The organism is Nonomuraea cavernae (assembly GCF_014646355.1).
Taxonomy (GTDB): Bacteria; Actinomycetota; Actinomycetes; order Streptosporangiales; family Streptosporangiaceae; genus Nonomuraea; species Nonomuraea cavernae.
Genome location: NZ_BMNH01000002.1, coordinates 188,491 through 204,300, shown reverse-complemented (window position 1 = coordinate 204,300; position 15,810 = coordinate 188,491). Strand labels below are relative to the sequence as shown.

21 protein-coding genes are annotated in these 15,810 nt (G+C 73.3%); 5 read left to right on the top strand and 16 right to left on the bottom strand.

The window, feature by feature from the left end; all coding sequences use genetic code 11:
* Positions 1-40 precede the first annotated feature (40 nt).
* From IEY82_RS05205 to IEY82_RS05185, 5 genes are all read right to left on the bottom strand, one after another.
* Positions 41-814: a TetR/AcrR family transcriptional regulator C-terminal domain-containing protein gene (locus IEY82_RS05205; protein WP_443686081.1), complete on the bottom strand. Its 774-nt coding sequence runs from the start codon at positions 812-814 to the stop codon at positions 41-43.
* A 49-nt stretch (positions 815-863) separates the two neighbouring features.
* Positions 864-1,067, bottom strand: coding sequence for a hypothetical protein (locus IEY82_RS05200; protein ID WP_189122815.1), 204 nt, complete (start codon positions 1,065-1,067; stop codon positions 864-866).
* 16 nt (positions 1,068-1,083) lie between these two features.
* Positions 1,084-1,671 (bottom strand): winged helix-turn-helix domain-containing protein, encoded by a 588-nt coding sequence (locus IEY82_RS05195; RefSeq protein WP_189122814.1) that lies wholly within the window; start codon positions 1,669-1,671, stop codon positions 1,084-1,086.
* A 67-nt stretch (positions 1,672-1,738) separates the two neighbouring features.
* On the bottom strand, positions 1,739-2,404 hold the full coding sequence (locus IEY82_RS05190) for a response regulator (RefSeq protein ID WP_189122813.1): 666 nt from the start codon (positions 2,402-2,404) through the stop codon (positions 1,739-1,741).
* Positions 2,401-3,600, bottom strand: coding sequence for a sensor histidine kinase (locus IEY82_RS05185; protein WP_189122812.1), 1,200 nt, complete (start codon positions 3,598-3,600; stop codon positions 2,401-2,403). Before IEY82_RS05185 ends, IEY82_RS05190 begins: the two co-directional genes overlap by 4 nt.
* A gap of 164 nt (positions 3,601-3,764) precedes the next feature.
* Here IEY82_RS05185 and IEY82_RS05180 point away from each other — a divergent pair, with 164 nt between their 5' ends.
* Positions 3,765-5,216, top strand: a complete 1,452-nt coding sequence (locus tag IEY82_RS05180; protein WP_189122811.1) for an FAD-binding oxidoreductase — start codon at positions 3,765-3,767, stop codon at positions 5,214-5,216.
* A gap of 129 nt (positions 5,217-5,345) precedes the next feature.
* A complete protein-coding gene (locus IEY82_RS05175) occupies positions 5,346-5,693 on the top strand; it encodes a YciI family protein (protein WP_225262269.1) in 348 nt (115 codons plus the stop codon).
* 79 nt (positions 5,694-5,772) lie between these two features.
* On the opposite strand, the gene IEY82_RS05170 is transcribed toward IEY82_RS05175, so the two are convergent.
* Positions 5,773-5,967, bottom strand: a complete 195-nt coding sequence (locus tag IEY82_RS05170; RefSeq protein WP_189122809.1) for a DUF4236 domain-containing protein — start codon at positions 5,965-5,967, stop codon at positions 5,773-5,775.
* Positions 5,968-6,032: 65 nt separating this feature from the next.
* Positions 6,033-6,227 carry a DUF4236 domain-containing protein gene (locus tag IEY82_RS05165; RefSeq protein WP_189122808.1) on the bottom strand — a complete coding sequence of 65 codons (195 nt, stop codon included), beginning with the start codon at positions 6,225-6,227 and terminating at the stop codon, positions 6,033-6,035.
* Positions 6,228-6,357: 130 nt separating this feature from the next.
* Here IEY82_RS05165 and IEY82_RS05160 point away from each other — a divergent pair, with 130 nt between their 5' ends.
* Positions 6,358-7,221, top strand: a complete 864-nt coding sequence (locus IEY82_RS05160; protein ID WP_189122807.1) for an SMP-30/gluconolactonase/LRE family protein — start codon at positions 6,358-6,360, stop codon at positions 7,219-7,221.
* Positions 7,222-7,340: 119 nt separating this feature from the next.
* Here IEY82_RS05160 and IEY82_RS05155 read toward each other — a convergent pair whose 3' ends face one another.
* Positions 7,341-7,799 (bottom strand): hypothetical protein, encoded by a 459-nt coding sequence (locus IEY82_RS05155; protein ID WP_189122806.1) that lies wholly within the window; start codon positions 7,797-7,799, stop codon positions 7,341-7,343.
* A 35-nt stretch (positions 7,800-7,834) separates the two neighbouring features.
* On the bottom strand, positions 7,835-8,224 hold the full coding sequence (locus IEY82_RS05150) for a nuclear transport factor 2 family protein (RefSeq protein ID WP_189122805.1): 390 nt from the start codon (positions 8,222-8,224) through the stop codon (positions 7,835-7,837).
* A gap of 75 nt (positions 8,225-8,299) precedes the next feature.
* Between IEY82_RS05150 and IEY82_RS05145 the strand changes: the two genes are divergently transcribed.
* Entirely contained in the window at positions 8,300-8,947 is a 648-nt protein-coding gene (locus tag IEY82_RS05145; RefSeq protein WP_189122804.1) for a PadR family transcriptional regulator, read from the top strand.
* Here the strand turns inward: IEY82_RS05145 and IEY82_RS05140 are convergent.
* Both IEY82_RS05140 and IEY82_RS05135 read right to left on the bottom strand, forming a co-directional pair.
* Positions 8,928-10,055, bottom strand: coding sequence for a S1 family peptidase (locus tag IEY82_RS05140; protein ID WP_189122803.1), 1,128 nt, complete (start codon positions 10,053-10,055; stop codon positions 8,928-8,930). The two genes, IEY82_RS05145 and IEY82_RS05140, sit on opposite strands and share 20 nt — an antisense overlap.
* Positions 10,056-10,129: 74 nt before the next feature.
* Positions 10,130-10,948 (bottom strand): nucleotidyltransferase domain-containing protein, encoded by an 819-nt coding sequence (locus IEY82_RS05135; RefSeq protein ID WP_189122802.1) that lies wholly within the window; start codon positions 10,946-10,948, stop codon positions 10,130-10,132.
* A 204-nt stretch (positions 10,949-11,152) separates the two neighbouring features.
* Between IEY82_RS05135 and IEY82_RS05130 the strand changes: the two genes are divergently transcribed.
* Positions 11,153-11,635, top strand: coding sequence for a pyridoxamine 5'-phosphate oxidase family protein (locus IEY82_RS05130; protein WP_225262271.1), 483 nt, complete (start codon positions 11,153-11,155; stop codon positions 11,633-11,635).
* A 59-nt stretch (positions 11,636-11,694) separates the two neighbouring features.
* Here the strand turns inward: IEY82_RS05130 and IEY82_RS05125 are convergent, their stop codons facing one another.
* The 5 genes from IEY82_RS05125 to IEY82_RS05105 all read right to left on the bottom strand — a co-directional run bounded on the left by IEY82_RS05125 (position 11,695) and on the right by IEY82_RS05105 (position 15,807).
* Positions 11,695-12,456 (bottom strand): SDR family NAD(P)-dependent oxidoreductase, encoded by a 762-nt coding sequence (locus IEY82_RS05125; RefSeq protein ID WP_189122801.1) that lies wholly within the window; start codon positions 12,454-12,456, stop codon positions 11,695-11,697.
* A gap of 45 nt (positions 12,457-12,501) precedes the next feature.
* Complete coding sequence (locus tag IEY82_RS05120) at positions 12,502-13,038, bottom strand: RrF2 family transcriptional regulator (protein WP_225262274.1); 537 nt, start codon at positions 13,036-13,038, stop codon at positions 12,502-12,504.
* Between the two features lie 145 nt (positions 13,039-13,183).
* The gene (locus IEY82_RS05115; protein ID WP_189122800.1) at positions 13,184-14,125 is read right to left on the bottom strand and encodes a sulfite exporter TauE/SafE family protein; all 942 of its coding nucleotides are present in this window, start codon (positions 14,123-14,125) and stop codon (positions 13,184-13,186) included.
* 90 nt (positions 14,126-14,215) lie between these two features.
* A complete protein-coding gene (locus tag IEY82_RS05110; protein ID WP_189122799.1) occupies positions 14,216-15,109 on the bottom strand; it encodes a LysR family transcriptional regulator in 894 nt (297 codons plus the stop codon).
* Positions 15,106-15,807, bottom strand: a complete 702-nt coding sequence (locus IEY82_RS05105) for a CTP synthase C-terminal region-related (seleno)protein (RefSeq protein ID WP_189122798.1) — start codon at positions 15,805-15,807, stop codon at positions 15,106-15,108. The genes IEY82_RS05110 and IEY82_RS05105 overlap by 4 nt, the downstream gene beginning before the upstream one ends.
* Positions 15,808-15,810: the final 3 nt, after the last annotated feature.

Genomic DNA, 15,810 nt, shown 5'->3' with positions numbered 1-15,810 from the left:
CCACGGAGGTGGGCGTCGCATTCTGTGCCGGCGGACCGCGTCAGGCGGCCTCGATGCCGTCGAGGATGATCGCCAGGCCGCCGTGGAACGTCTTCCTGGCCTCGCGCTCCAGGTAGGGGCCGCTCTCGTCGTCTGAGCGCGGCGCGGCGGCGGCGGCCTCCAGCCAGGTGACGTTGGGGAACCGGGCCGCGAAGTCGGGCGCGGCCTCCTTCAGCGTGCCGGACCGGTCGAGCCACCACGCGTCGTCGGACACCCCCGTCGCGGCCTCCGCCTGGCGGGCCTCGGCGATCGTCTGCGCCGCGCCGCGTACGAAGTGGAACAGCGTGCCCACCACGCGGCGCAGCACGTCGCGGTCGAGCCCGGTCTCGCGCAGGACGCCCAGCAGGGTCTCCAGCGTGAGGTACTCGTTGGGGCCCAGCACCGGGCGCGCCTGCGACACCAGCAGCAGCCACGGGTGGCGCAGGTAGCAGGCACAGGTGTCCTCGGCCCACGCGGTCAGCGCCGCCCGCCAGCCCGCCGTCAGGTCGTAGCGGGTCGGCAGCTCGCCCAGCGCCCGGTCGTACATGAGGTCGACCAGCTCGCCCTTGCCGGGCACGTACGTGTAGAGGGCCATCGCCGAGCGGCCGAGCCGCTCGCCCACGGCCCGCATGGACAGCGCCGCCATGCCCTCGGCGTCGGCGACCGCGATCGCCGCGTCCACGATGCGCTCGACGCTGAGACCGGGCTTGGGCCCCGGGCGCGCCTCGGGGGAGTCGCCGGCGTCCCACAGCAGGGCCATGGACCGGCGCGCGTCACCCTGCCCGGCGAAGACCACCAAGATGCCGCTCCTCGTCTGTCCACCGTCTCGGGAGTCCGTTCACCGGCTAAGGATAGGGGTGATGCCCCGCCGGGCCCGGCACGCGCACCAGGCGCAACCCGAGCTCCACCAGCAGCCAGCCGAGGGCGTGGGCGCCGGCCGACCAGGCGGGCGGAGGCTCGTGCCCGCGCGCCAGGCGCCGGCGCGCGGCCTCCTCGCGCAGCTCCTGGGCGCGGAACCGGTCGATGTACAGGTGCATGCCGGGATCCATGCGCTTCCTCCTCACGTCAGGTCCTGAACGGGAATCCGTACAGGTGGAGGGCGACGTGCTCGCGGCCCTCGGTGTCGCCCGCCTCCAGGGCCGCCCGCCCCCGGGTCTGCCACTTCTGGATGAGGGCGTGCATCTCCTGGCTCAGCTCACGCAGCTCCGCGGCGGTCATCTCGGTCAGGTACTCGGAGCCGATGGCGGCCTCCTGCCACTGCGGCTCCCAGGTCGACTGCACGTCGAGGTAGGCGTCGTGCATCTCGCGCTGCTGGCGGAAGGCGACGCGGGTCAGCGCGAGGCGCGCCGCCGCGGTCTCCGGCGCGTCGTGCGCGCTGGTCGTCACGTTGAGCTGCTGGTAGGCCACCTGCCACCAGCGCTCGCGGCCGTCGCCGCTCTGCGGCTCGGCCTCCTCGATGAGGCCCAGGGCGGCGAGCTTGCGCAGGTGGTAGCTGACCAGGGAGACGGCCTCGTCGACCTGGTCGGCCAGCTGCGAGGCGGTCGCCGTGCGGGCCACGACGAGCGCCCGGTAGAGCTTCAGGCGCAGCGGATGGGCGAACGCCTTGAGCTCGCCGAGATCGTCGATGCGCCGGGTCGTCCGGGATTCGGCCATGTGTTCACCGTAGAAGCGAAGGAAAAATTGCGCAATATAATTTGCGAAAAAAAACTTGCCTATCCCCTCAGGTGAGCGGGCCGCGGGGAGTGACCAGCCCGGACTCGTACGCCAGGACCACGAGCTGGGCGCGGTCGCGGGCTCCCAGCTTGGTCATGGCCCGGCTGACGTGCGTCTTGGCCGTGGTCGGGCTGATCACCATGTGGGCGGCGATCTCGTCGTTGGACAGCCCGCGCGCGACCAGCGCCACCACCTCGCGCTCCCGGTTGGTGAGGATCTCCAGGCCGACGGGGAACGGCTCGGGGCGGCGGGCGACGTACTCGGAGATCAGCCGGCGGGTGATCGCGGGGGAGAGCAGCGCGTCGCCCCGAGCCGCGACGCGCACCCCCTGGAGCAGGTCGGCGGGCTCGGTGTCCTTGACCAGGAAGCCGCCCGCCCCCGCCCGCAGGGCGTCGAGGACGTACTCGTCGAGGCCGTAGTTGGTGAGGATCACCACGTGCACCCCGCTCAGCCGCTCGTCGGCGGCGATGCGCCGGGTCGCCTCGATGCCGCCCATCACCGGCATCTGCACGTCGACGAGCGCCACGTCGGGCAGGTGCCGCAGGGCCAGGGCGACGGCCTGCTCGCCGTCGGCGGCCTCGGCCACCACCTCGATGTCGTCCTCCGCGCTCAGCAGGGCGCGGAACCCGGCGCGGATGAGCGCCTGGTCGTCGGCGAGCAGCACGCGGATCACCGGCTCTCCTCCAGAGGGGGAGCGGCGTCGGGAGTTTCAGCGTCGAGAGTTTCGGCGCCGGGAGTTTCGGCGCCGGGAGTTTCAGCGAGGGGGAGTTCGGCGCGGACGGTGAAGCCGCCGCCGGGACGCGGCCCGGCCCGCAGCCGCCCGCCGAGCGCGGCGACGCGCTCTCGCATGCCCCGCAGCCCCACCCCCGGCTCGGGCGCGCCCTGCGGGCCGGCCCGGCCGTCGTCGTCGACCTGCACGACCAGATGGCCGCCGGCGCAGCCGATGCGCACCGACGCGGACGCCGGCCCGGCGTGCCTGGCCACGTTGGTCAGCGCCTCCTGGACGATCCGGTAGGCGGCCCGGTCGACCTCGGCGGGCAGCGCCTCCGGGCGGCCGTCGACGGTCACGCTGGCGGGCAGTCCCGCGGCGCGGGCCCGCCGCACCAGCTCGTCGAGCCGGTCCAGCCCGCTGCCCGGCGGATCGCCGGCCGAGTCGCGCAGCACCTCCAGGGTCGCGCGCAGCTCGCGCATGGCCTCGCCGGCGGCCTCCTGGATGGCCGACAGCGCCTCGGGCACCTCCTCGCCCCGCTTGCGGGCCAGGTGCACGGCCACCCCGGCCTGCACCTTGATGATCGAGATGCTGTGCGTGAGCGAGTCGTGCAGCTCTCTCGCGATGCGCAGCCGTTCCTCCCCGGCGCGCCGCAGCGCCGTCTCCTCGCGGGTGCGCTCGGCCTCGGCGGCCCGTTCCTCGGCCTGACGCAGGTAGGCCCGCCGGTGCCGGGACACGGTGCCCGCCACCCCGGCCGCCAGGAACCAGCCCAGGAGCAGGACCGTACGCTCGACGAGCGGCTGCGCGGGCCCGCCCGCGGCTCCGGCCAGGTCATCGGCCAGCCACACACCGAGGAACACCGCCCCGGCCGCCGCGGCGGGCAGCCGGTGACCGTTGCGGGTGGCGGCGAACACCGCCACCAGCAACGGAAAGGCCGCCGAAGGGCCCGGATCCAGCCGCGACGAGTGGACCAGCATGCACGCCGTGGCCACGGTCAGCGCCACCAGCGGCGCGGTCCGCCAGGCGACCAGCGCCAGCGAACCCGCCACGATGACCAGATGGTCGAGTGGCCGTACCCCGGGCAGCGACAGCGCGCCGATCTCCAGCAGGACGGCGACCACCAGCGCGAGCGCCACGTCGGCCATGCGCTCAGAGCTCATCCCCGAACAGTAGAGCCTGATTCGATCACGGTCCTCCGCACAAGGTCGGATCCCTGGACTACTCCCGGCGAGGTATCCGCGCCGGGCCTACGCCCGGCCGGGTAGTCCAAGATGTCTTCGCGGGCAGGACGACCACGCTCCCCTCCGGCGGCGACGATCTCCTCATGTCCACGACCTCCGCACCCTCGACCTCCGCACCCTCGACCTCCGCACCCTCGACCTCCGCACCCTCGACCTCCGCACCCTCGACCTCCGCACCCTCGACCTCCGCACCCTCGACCTCCGGACCCGCGATCACCGACGCCGCCGGCCATCTGCGCGGCGCGTTCGACGGAAACCTGCACCTGCCGGGCGACGAACGCTACGACGCCGAACGGCTCGCCTGGAACCGCGCCCTCGACCCGCACCCGGCCCTCGTGGCCGAGGCCGCGCACGTCCGCGACGTCCGGGCCGCCGTCATGACGGCCCGTGAGCACGGCCTGCCGTTCGCCGTCCAGGCCACCGGCCACGGCACCCACGTGCCCGCCGACGGCGGCCTGCTGCTCAAGACGTCGCGGCTGGCCGCCGTCCACGTCGACCCCGAGCGCCGCACCGCGCGCGCCGAGCCCGGCGCGCTCTGGTCCGACGTCATCGCGGCCGCCGCCCCGTACGGCCTCGCCCCCTTGTCCGGCACGCCCGCGATCGGCGTGACCGGCTACACGCTGGGCGGCGGCACCGGCTGGCTGTCCCGCCTGCACGGGTACGCGGCCGACAACCTGCTGCGAGCCGAGCTCGTGACGGCCGGCGGCGAGACGGTCACGGCCGGTCCGGCGCAGCACCCGGAGCTGTTCTGGGCGCTGCGCGGCGGCGGTGGCAACTTCGGCGTGGTGACCGCGCTGGAGTTCCGGCTGCACCCGGTCGCCGAGGTCTACGCCGGCATGACGTTGCACTCCGTGGACCGGGCCGCGGCCACGCTGGCCCGCTACCGCGAGTGGGCCCCGGCCGAGCCGGACGAGCTGAACACCTCGGTCATCCTCATGCGGACGCCCGGCCCGGACGGCTGGGCCCTGGCCGTCCGCGCCTGTCACGCGGGCCCGGCCGACGAGGGCCGCCGCCTGCTCGCGCCGCTGCTGGAGGCGGCGGGACCGGTGACGGCGGGCGGTTTCGCCACGATGACCTTCGGAGAGGCGGCGACGGCCTTCGGGGGCCCGGCGCCGCAGCCGATGGCCGTCAGGCAGCACCTGGAACTACTCCACCAGGTGCCCGACGACGTGATCGAGACCGTCCTGGCCGTGACAGGCTCGCCCATCGCGGCGGTGGAGCTGCGCCACTGGGGCGGCGCGATGGCCCGGCCCGCGCCGGACGCCGGACCGGTCGGCCACCGCGACGTGCCGTACTCCGTCATCGCCACGGCGATGCCGGACGGACCCGGCGACCCAGCCCTCTCCAGCCTCCGGGACCTGGCCGCCGGCCTGCGCCCGCACGCGACCGGCGGCTCGTTCCTGAACTTCCTCACCGACACCGCCAGGACCCGCGACGCCTACACCGTGGCCGACCACGAGCGCCTGACCGAGGTCAAGCGGGCCTGGGACCCGGGCAACCTGTTCGGCCGCACCCACAACATCCCGCCGGCCTGAACGGAGCACCCGCGGACGCCGCCCGAAGGGCCGGACCGCCGCCGCCGGGCTGTCGAGATCCGGCGGCCGGCGCCGACCAGAGAGTGACAGGCGCGTCGCGACACCCTGGTGGAGGCACAGGTGAGGTACATGATCTTGATCTACGGCAACCAGGTCACCCGTGGGATCTGGCGTGAGCTGCCCGACGAGCGGCTGGTGGAGGGCTGGCGGGCGCATGCCGCGGTCACCGGCGAGGTGGTGGCGTCCGGGGAACTGGTCGTGTCCGCGGCGCTGGCCGACGCCTCGCTCGCCAGACGGGTGCCCGCGGACGGGGGCGCGGCTGCCGCCCCTGAGGCGGACGAGCGGCTCGCCGGGATCCTCCTCGTCGACTGCGAGAGTTTCGAGCGGGCCGTGGAGATCGGCTCCCAGCTGCCCGAGGCGCCGTACGGGGTGGTGGAGGTGCGGCCGGTGCTGCACGACGGCGGGCTGGAGATGTGAGCGCCGGCCTCCCCTGACACGGGGAGGGCCGGAGACGCGCGACGCGCCTCCGGCCCTCCTCCCCAGGGACAGCGGGAGATCAACCCCGGGAACGGCTGCTCAGCGTCTTGCGCCAGTGCAGCCCACCCGGCAGGTTGACCGATAAGGTGCGCCGGCCGTCGGCGGTGCGGGTGACCCTGAACAGGCGGTTGCCCCAGCTGTGTCCGACACCACCACGGGACAGGTTCAGCCGGAACGGCCCCTTCCTGAACGACTTCCGGTAGCTCCAGCCCATCGCTCTTCCTCCATTGAGATCGCGAGGACCACCAGCTACCCGGAAAAGCGACGATCTATCAAAATTCAGTGATGACCATGTGACCGTCTCTTGCCGAACGTCTTGCCGACCCTCAGGCCGCCGGGCAGCCGCACCTTCACCTGCTTGCGGCCGTCGGGCGTGGTCGTCAGATAGAGCTTGCGGATGCCGAAGGTGTAGCTGACCCCGTGCGGCGACAGGGTGACGCGGCACGGCCCGGCCTGGATCGAATTGATCTTCATGCCCCCTCCTCATGCCCCTCACCTGGGACAACGCGTCATGCTTCGCCTCGATTCCGCGTCGACGCTCGCGCTCGGCCGGGCCCGGGCGTGACAATCGACTGCCACGTTGCCGTGAGGAGAGGAGACCGGCGTGACCATCGCCGCCCACACCGTGACCGGACCCGTCGCCCAGCACGCGGAGGGGCCCGTGTGGTCCGCCCGCTGGGCGGGGCTGCGATGGGTCGACATGCTGGCCGGTGACCTGCTGGAGCTCGGCGCAGACGGCACGGTGCGGCGCCGGCACGTGGGCGCCGTCGCCGCGATCATCAGGCCGCGCACCGGCGGCGGGTTCGTGGTCGCGGCCGAGCGCGAGCTCCTGGTCTCCGACGACGACGCCTTCGACGCGCCGCTGCGCTCGTTCGGCCAGGCGTGGAGCGACCCGTCGATCCGGATGAACGAGGGCGGCTGCGACCCCGACGGCCGCCTCTACGTCGGCACCATGGCCTATGACCAGAGCCCGGGACGCGGCGCCCTGCACGTCGTCGAGCCCGACGGCTCCTTACGCGTGGTGCTCTCCGGGGCGACCATCTCCAACGGTTTCGACTTCAGCCCCGACGGCGGCCGGGCCTACTACGCCGACACGGTCACCGGGCGGGTCGACGTGCTCGACTACGACCCTGAGCGGGGGCTCACCGGACGCCGGCCGTTCGCCGTCGTCGACCCCGGCAGCGGCGCTCCCGACGGGCTGACCGTCGATGCCGAGGGCGGGGTGTGGGTCGCGCTGTGGCAGGGCGGCGCCGTGCACCGCTACAGCCCCGAAGGCGCGCTCGACGCGGTGGTGCCGCTGCCCGTCACCAAGGTCACCGCCGTCGCGTTCGGCGGCGAGCGGCTCGACCGGCTGTTCATCACCACCTCGCGCCTCGGCGTCGACCGCTCGCGGCAGCCGGACGCCGGCGCCCTCTTCGCCGCCGACCCCGGCGTCCGCGGCCGTCCCGTCCTGCCCACGGCCCTCTGACGGGCCTGCCGCGCGGCGGACCGGCCTCGCGAACGGCGTTCGGGGCGGCGCCGGTTCGCGGAGAACGCGGCGCGGCGCGCCCGGAGGGGGGCCGGGCGTGATCGCGTGGTCGGTGGCGATCAGGCGGGTGTGCCGGATCGGGCCGCGATGGCGCGGAGCAGGCTCCGCACGCCGGCCACGTGTCCGCCCGTCCCGAAGAGGAGCAGCCGGTAGGCGCCTCCGGCCACGCCGGGGAAGACGGCGCGGGTTTCTGCGCGCAGCCGCGTCCTGCCCGTACCGGCCGGCTCCATACGGAAGATCAGCGCATAGGACGAGAACCGGTGACGGCCTTCGAGCACCAGCGCGATCCCCGGATCGGCGGCGGTCACCAGGAACCCGGGGACGGCCGAGCCCACGGCCAGCGGCCGCGGCCCGGAGGCGGCGCGGTCGGCGCACCGGACGAGCCTGGCGTAGCCGGCCGCGTGGGGCCGGGAGAAGATCCGCTCGACCGTTTCGAGCATCGCGCGCCACACGTCGTCGCGGTCGGCCGTGATGAAGATCGCGTGTTCGTCCAGGTGAGGGGCATGGGATGGGCGCATCTCGGGCTCCAGGGGGCGGGCTCGCCGTGGCGTTCTCATGCGCCGATGCCGCCCTTGCCGGCGGTGAGTTGGGCGCGCATCGCCTCCGCCGGCGCCTGCGCCGCCGTCAGCGGGCGGACCATCACCGTGAGCTCGGCCACCGAGCCGCCCTCTGCGAGGTGCAGCAGGTCAACGCCCTCGATCTCGCGCTCGCCGATGCGGGCGCGGAAGACGAGCGCATGATCGGGGGCGTCGTCGGCGCCGACCTCCCGTACGTACCGGAAGTCCTCGAAGACGCGCTGGACCGCGTGCAGGATCGGCGCGACGGTGTCCCGCCCCCGGTACGGCTTGAACACGACGGGGCTGTGGAAGACGACGTCATCGGCGAGCAGCGCGACGGCCGCCGCCATGTCGCGGGCCTCGACGGCAGCGCGGAAGGGGTGCATCGACTCGCTCTCCCTATAGTCAACAAATTGAATAGCTGCGTAGGATACTAACCACGGACAAGGGAGGTTGACCAGATGACGTTGCGCCACGCGGCACTCACCGCTCTCCTGGAGGGCGAGGCCTCGGGCTACCAGCTCGCCAAGCGCTTCGACGTGTCGGTCGCCAACTTCTGGTCGGCCACACCGCAGCAGGTCTACCGAGAGCTGGAGCAGCTCGAAAGCGCCGGCCTGGTGAGCGGGCGCGTCGTCGAGCAGGCCCGCCGGCCGAACAAGCGCGTCTACACGCTCACGGACGCCGGGCGTGACGAACTCCACGCGTTCACCGCCCGGGCCGCCCGGCCCACGGCGATGCGCGACGACCTCCTGGTCAAGCTGCAGGCCGTGGACACAGGTGACGTGGAAGCGGTCATGAAGGCCCTGACCGAGCGAATGGAGCGGTCACGGGTCAAGCTGGCCCTGTACGACCGCCTCAGGGACGACCTGCTCCAGGGCCGCGACGAGGAGGAGTTCCTGCGTGAGGCGGAGCGGGTCGGGCCGTACCTGACGCTGATGGGGGGGCGTGCCTACGAGCAGGCGAACCTGCGCTGGGCCACGACCGTCCTGCGACTCCTCGACCGGCGATCCGGCGCGGCCGGGGTTCGCGGAGAACGCGGCACAGCGCGCCCGGAGGTGGCCGGGCGCGCTGCGGCTGGGATGGGCCGGGTCAACCGACACGCAGGGTGAGCCCGTACGCGCCGAGGATCTCGTTGACCGGCTGGTGGTAGGTGGTGCCGCCGATGGAGCAGTTGCCCGATCCGCCCGAGGTCACGCCCTGGGCCTGGCTGCCGGAGATGAACGAGCCGCCGGAGTCACCGGGCTGCGCGCACGCGCTGGTGCGGGTGAGGCCGGTCACCGTGCCCTGCGAATACCTGACGGTGGCGTTGTGCTGCTGGATGACGCCGCAGCGCCAGCCGGTGGTCGAGCCGGAGCGGCAGATCGACGCGCCGACGGTGGCCTGCGTGGACCCGCGCACGATCACGGTCGAGCCGCCGGAGCCGCGTACCCACGGCTGCGGGGTGTGGCCCGGAGTGGCCACCCACGCGTAGTCGTTGCCCGGGAACGACGCGCCCTGGAAGGTGCCGGACGGGTTGGTGGTCGTGGAGCCGGCCAGGCGGCAGTGGCCCGCGGTGACGAAGCCGGGGGTGCTGCCACGGGTGACGGAGAAGCCGATGCTGCACCGGCTGGAGCCGATGTAGTAGGCGGCGCCGCCGATGAGGTTGATGTACGTCTGGGGGCTCTCGGCGCTGACGACCACGCGGACCGCCTTGCCGTCCACGCCCGCGGCGGCGGCCAGGGCGTCGCCGGCCTGCTGCGTGGGAGCCTGGATGACGACGCTGTTGGTGGTCACGTCGGCGTACCAGAGGGCCGCGCCGGCCTTGGCCTGCTCCGGCGCCCGGTCGAGCTGGTCCTTGACGGTGTTCAGCTGGGTGAGCGTGCGGGCGACGACGATCGGCTGGCCGCCCTGCGCCTCGATGCCGGGTGCGGCGGCGGGGTCGGTGGTGGCGACCATGAGCTTGGAGGCGTCGGCGTTCAGCCAGGAGCCGCCGTAGGACGCGCCGAGGGCGGTGGACAGCCGGGCCTCGGTCGCCGCGGCGCGCTGCTCGTTGGCCAGGCGGGTGACGGCCTGCTGCTCGGACAGCCCCAGGTCGCGTTCGAGGGCGTCCACCATGGTGGGCGGCGCCGTGTCGGCGGACTGGGACGGAGGCTCGGAGGCGGCGGCGGGGCTGAGGGGGGTGGCCAGGCAGACGGCCACGATGGTGGCGCCTGCCAGTGCCCAGCGCTTACTCGACATGTGCGCTCCTTTGTGGGGGGTGCTGTCAAGTTAACCGCTGGGCAAATTTCGCCCTAGATACCAAAAAATCCCTATTACGGAGTTATGGACCGCCGCACGTCCTCCATCAGGGCGTCCGCCGCCGCCACGGCCTGCCCGATCTCCTCCGCGGAGCCGCCGACCCGGCCGAGCACCTCTCCGGCGCGGGCCGCGAAGTCGCGCGGGGCGCCGGGCAGCCGCCCGGCCGAGGCCACCATGCCCTTCTCGTTGACCAGCCAGCGGCCCGCGTGACCGTGCAGGGCCTGGCAGGCCACGCCGACGGCCCGGAAGAGGCAGCCGGCGGCGTACACGGGGTCCCGGCCCGAGGCCCCGTACGAGGCCAGGCGTACGGAGAAGTGCGCCTCCCACAACCCACGCACGAGCGCTTCGCCCAGCGCGGCCGGGTAGGCCCGCATGCGCTCGCGCAGCTCGGTGAGCCCCCCGCCGGGGTCGGCGAGCACCCGGCAGAGCGCCACCTCGCCGGCGTAGGCGTGGGAGTAGAAGCCCAGGGGGTGTCCGGCCTGGACGCCGATCTCGTAGCGGCCCGCCCGGCAGTCGTCCCAGACCCGGTGGACGCGGTCGAGGTCGCGGTAGATCCAGTCGACCCGGGCGCCGTCGACGGTCAGCCAGCCGCCGCCGTCGACCCAGGGCCCCCAGCCGCATGGCTCCGTCAGCTCCGCCTGGTCGCCCGCGTGCCGCACGGCCACGGCCCGGAGTGCCGCGACGTCGAGCTCGCCGCGGTAGTAGAGCCCGAGGTCGTAGTCGGAGTCGGGGCGGTGCGTGCCGCGTGCCCGGCTTCCGCCGAGCACCACGGCCACCACCGAGGGGATCCCGGTGAGCTCCCGGGCGAGCGCCTCCAGTCTCGCGTCGTCCATGGGCTTCCTGTTCGGGGTCTTCCTGTCGGGTGGGGGACCGGCGGGCGAGCTCGGCGGTCAGGTGCCGTCGATCTTAGCGGCGTCGATCTCAGCGCCGCCCAGGAGAGCCGTCGTGGTCGGAGCGACGTCCGCCCAGCGCCGGCAGGCCCGTGGTCTCCTTTGTGAAGGGCGGGGGCCCGGTTTCTGTCGGTGGCGGAGGACAGGATGACGACCATGGTTTCGTGGCACGAATGCGAGCGGCAGGCGCCGGAGCTGGCGAAGATCGCGCGGGCGCTGATGGACGATCACCAGCACAAGGTGCTGGCCACCCTGCGCAAGGACGGGTCGCCGCGGGTGAGCGGCACCGAGTCGCAGTTCCGCGACGGCGATCTGTGGATGGGGTCGATGCCGCGGTCGGTCAAGGCCCTCGACCTGCGGCGCGACCCGCGGATGGCGCTGCACGTCACCTCCGCCGACCCCGGCGAGGGCGACTTGTCGGCCTGGAGGGGCGACGTCAAGCTGGCCGGGCGCGCGGTGGAGGTCACCGACGGGGAGCTGCTGGCCTCGTTCGACCTGCCGGACAGCGACGCGCACCTGTTCAGGGTCGAGCTGTCCGAGGTGGTGTGGACCCACGTGCAGGGCGACGAACGGGTGGTCATCGACGCGTGTCACGAGGGAGCGGAGGTCCGGCAGGTCCGCCGTAAGTAATCTACATTGTAAAGGCAGTCGGCGGTTCGAACACGTCCGGTAGGCCGTTCGAGCACGTTCTAGTGCACGAAAAAACCTCCGTCGACGAACAACATCTGGCCGGTGACGAACGCGGAGGCATCGCCGGCCAGGAACACCGCGGCGCCGGCGAAATCGGCGGGCACGCCGTTGCGGCCGCTCATGTGGCGGGCGGCCAGTTGCTCGACGCGTCCCGGCACCGCCTGGGCCGCTTCGGTGAGCGGGGTCAGGATGAACCCGGGGATGATCGTGTTCACGCAGACGCCCCGCGCCGACCAGGCCTCCGCCTGCGAGCGGGTCAGCCCGGCGACGGCGGCCTTGGACACCCCGTAGACGCCGCTGTCGCCGAAGGCGCTGACGCTCTGCTGCGAGCCTAGGTTGATGATGCGGCCCCAGCCGCGTTCGGCCATGCGCGGCCCGAAGTGCTGGCCGAGCAGGTAGGGCGCGGTCAGGTTGACGGCGACGGTCTGCTCGTAGTCGTCCTCGGTGAGCTCGGCCATGGGTTTGCGGATGTTGTTGGCGGCGTCGTTGACCAGGATGTCGATCTCGCCGGCGACCTCGCAGACATGCTTGACGGCGTCGCGCCGGCCCAGGTCGGCGCTGATGCTGGAGGCGGTCACGCCATGGCGGCGCAGCCGTTCGGTGGCCTGGTCGAGCTCGCCCGGCCGGCGGGCGACGATCACCACGTCGGCGCCCGCGCGGCCGATCGCCTCGGCGATGGCGTAGCCGATGCCCGAGCTGCCGCCGGTCACCAGGGCGCGGCGGCCGTGGAGGGAGAAGAGTTCGCGAAGATAGGCAGACACGGCTCGCCAAGCTAGCAGGCGTGATCCGCGCCGCGTTCGGCCGGATCAGCCCATGGGCTCCGTGCCGCCCGGCATGGGCCGCCCGTGGGCGCGCGTGGCGCAGGTGGGGCAGGCGCGGCCCCGTGCGCGTGCGGGGTCAGCCGGGTCCGGCGTCAGCCGGGTCCGGCGTCGGTTAGGTCCAAGGTCGGTCGGTGAGGGGTCGGTGGCGGTGGCGACGATGTGGGCCAGGGTGATCTCGCTGAGCAGGGCGTTCTCGTGCTGGCGGATCTCGTCCCACACCTCGGCGAGCGGGCGGGCGACGCCGGGGAAGTGGCCCACGCCGGTCTCGACGCCCTCGGTCACGCGGATCACGTCGGCCAGCGAGATCTTCTCCGCCGGGCGGGCCAGCCAGTAGCCCCCGTCGGGGCCGCGCTGGCTGTTGATCAGTCCGGAGCGGCGGAGCTGGAGCAGGATGTCGTCGCAGAAGCGGCGGGGGATGTCCTGGCTGGCCGAGATGTGTTCGGCGCGTACGGGGCCGTCGGTGGCGGCGAGCACCACCATGGCCCGCAGGGCGTAGTGCGTACGGGCGGAGATGCGCATCATGTGGCGGGCCGGCGCCGGGACGGAGGGGCGGCGGGGCCGGTCGCCGCGGGACGGATGGGGTGGCGTCCCGGCCGGGTGTTCCGACGAGGCCGGTCCCGGCTGCTCGGGGCGGCCGGGACCGGGTGACGTGCGTTCACGGGCGGCTTCAGGATGCGGACGTCGTCTCCTCCTCGCCGCGGCGGGCTCGCAGCTCGGCCTCGACCGCCTCGACGGACTCCTCGGCCTTGGCGCGGCGGTAGGCGCGGACCGAGATGGCGATCGCGCCGGCCCAGATGACGGCGATGGTGATGTAGGCGATGGTCTGCACGTTGCCGGGGGCGTCGATCCAGTCGGAGCGCAGCAGGGTGCGGACGTTGGTCAGGATGATGACGCCGCCCACGGCGGAGCCGAGGATGCGCGGCGGGATGTGGCGCACGAGCCAGGCGGCGATGGGCGCGGCGATGACGCCGCCGAGGAGCAGGACGGCGACCCAGGAGAAGTCGATGTTCTCCGAGCCGATGCCGACGAAGAAGCCGACGCTGGCGGCGATGGCGACGAGGAACTCGCTGGCGTCGATCGAGCCGATGACCTTGCGGGGCGCCAGGCGGCCGCTGGCCAGGATGGCGGGCGTGCCGACGGGGCCCCAGCCGCCGCCTCCGGTGGCGTCGACGAAGCCGGCGACCAGGCCCAGCGGGCCGAGGAAGCGCTTGCGCAGCGGCTTGCCCAGGTTGCCCTTGGGCAGGCCGAAGGCGGTGAAACGGATGAGGATGTAGATCCCGAGCGTCAGCAGGATGAGCGACATGACCGGGGCGGCCACGTCGGTGGAGAGGCTGGACAGGAAGGTGGCTCCGGCGAAGGCGCCGACGGCTCCGGGGATGCCGATCTTGGCGACGACTTTCCAGTCGATGTTGTCGAAGCGCCAGTGGGAGACGCCGGAGGCGAGGGTGGTGCCGATCTCGGCGAGGTGGACGGTGGCCGACGCGGCGGCCGGGTTGGTGCCGATGGCCAGCAGGAGGGTCGTGGACGTCACGCCGTAGGCCATGCCTAGGCTGCCGTCGACGAGCTGGGCGGCGAAGCCGACCAGACCGAGCAGGACGAGCGCGCGCACGGGTCCACCTTTCCTTCTTTTCCTACTATGTCGAGTGGGAATAGCGTGTATCAGGTAAGGGGGGTTCGTCAAGCCACGGTTCACCATCCACTACGGCCGATCTCCGTGGCAGCGGTGGGCGGGAGGCACCTGCTCCAGGGCGAGGGCGGCGAAGGCGGTGGCCATGGGCGAGGCCGCCCCGGCCTCCGGCAGGCCGAGCAGGATGGTCCGGGTCTCCTCCGGTTCGAGGGGGATCGCGCAGACGCCCGTGGTCCGGGCGGGCAGGGCCAGCTCGGGGACGATCGACACACCGAGGTCCTCGGCGACCATGGCGAGGATGCTGCCGGTGTCGCGGACCCGGTAGTGGCAGCGCAGGGACGCGCCGGCCCGCCGTACGAGGTCGGTGATCAGCGGCTCGCACCCGCCCGTGGACATGATGAACGGGTGACGCGCCAGGTCGGTCACCGCGACGGAGGGCCGGGAGCTCAGCCGGTGGGCGGCGGGCAGGATGGCGAGCATCCGGTCGCGGGCGAACGGCGTGGTGGCCGCCCCCGGTGCGGCGGTGGTGAGGGTGGCCACGTCGACCGCGCCGGTCGCCAGCCAGTCCAGCACCTCCTCGTCCGAGCCCTCCAGGACGGTCAGGGGGGCGCCGGGGTGGGCGGTGGTGAAGGCGCGCAGCACGCGCGGTAGCAGCGAGGCGTTCGCGCTGGGGATGACACCGACGCGCAGCCGGCCCAGGGACTCGCCGCGAGCGGTGGCCGCCTCCTGTTCGAGGGCGTCGAGCTGCGCCAGGACGAGCACGGCCCGGCGGGTGACGGCGCGACCGGCGTCGGTGGGCGTCACTCCGTGGGTGTTCCTGGTGAACAGGGTCAGGCCGAGTTCGCCCTCCAGCAGGCGCAGGGCGTGGCTCACCGCCGACTGGGTGGTGGCGAGCTCGGCGGCGGCGCGGGTCATGTTGCCGGTGCGGGCGACCGCCACCAGGACGCGGAGCTGGCTGAACGTCATCGGGCGAGTGCCGCCCGCAGGAAGCCGGTGATCAGCGGGTGCGGCCTGCCGGGCAGCGAGCGGGCCTGGGGGACGAACAGCGTGGCCAGGTAGAAGGGGTGGCCGGGCAGTTCGAGGACGCGGGCCTCGCCGTCGGCGTCGGTGCCGCTCACCCGCAGGCCGCCGTCGTGCAGGGCCCGCTGGTACTCGGGGTTGAGGCCGAAGTCGCAGTAGTACTGCTCCTCGGTCGTGTTCTCGCCGTACAGGGTGGCGGCGGTGGAGCCGGGCACGAGCGCGACCGGCATGGTGGCGCCCTTGAGCGAGCAGGCGAGCTCGGTGACGAACAGGCGCGAGGCGTAGGGGTCGTACTCGGCGTGCTGGGCGTCGGCGAAGCCCAGCACGCCGCGCGCGTACTCGATCACCATGTGCTGGCAGCCGCCGCACGTGCCCAGCGTGGGCAGGCCGTGCTCGCGGGCGTGCCGCAGCGCGCGCACCGCCCCGTCGAGGCTCTGGTACGGGCTGCCGGGGACGCACCAGACGGCGTCGGCGGACCGTACGGGGGAGAGGTCGGTCTCCAGGGGGAGAGTCGGCACCCAGCGGGCGTCCACGCGGACGCCGAGGTGTTCGGCGGCGTGGCGCAGGGCGTCCTCCGTGGCGATGTGCGGAGGGAATGCAGGGTCGTGGTCGCCGACGAGTGCGATGGTCAGGCGGGAGCGCATGAA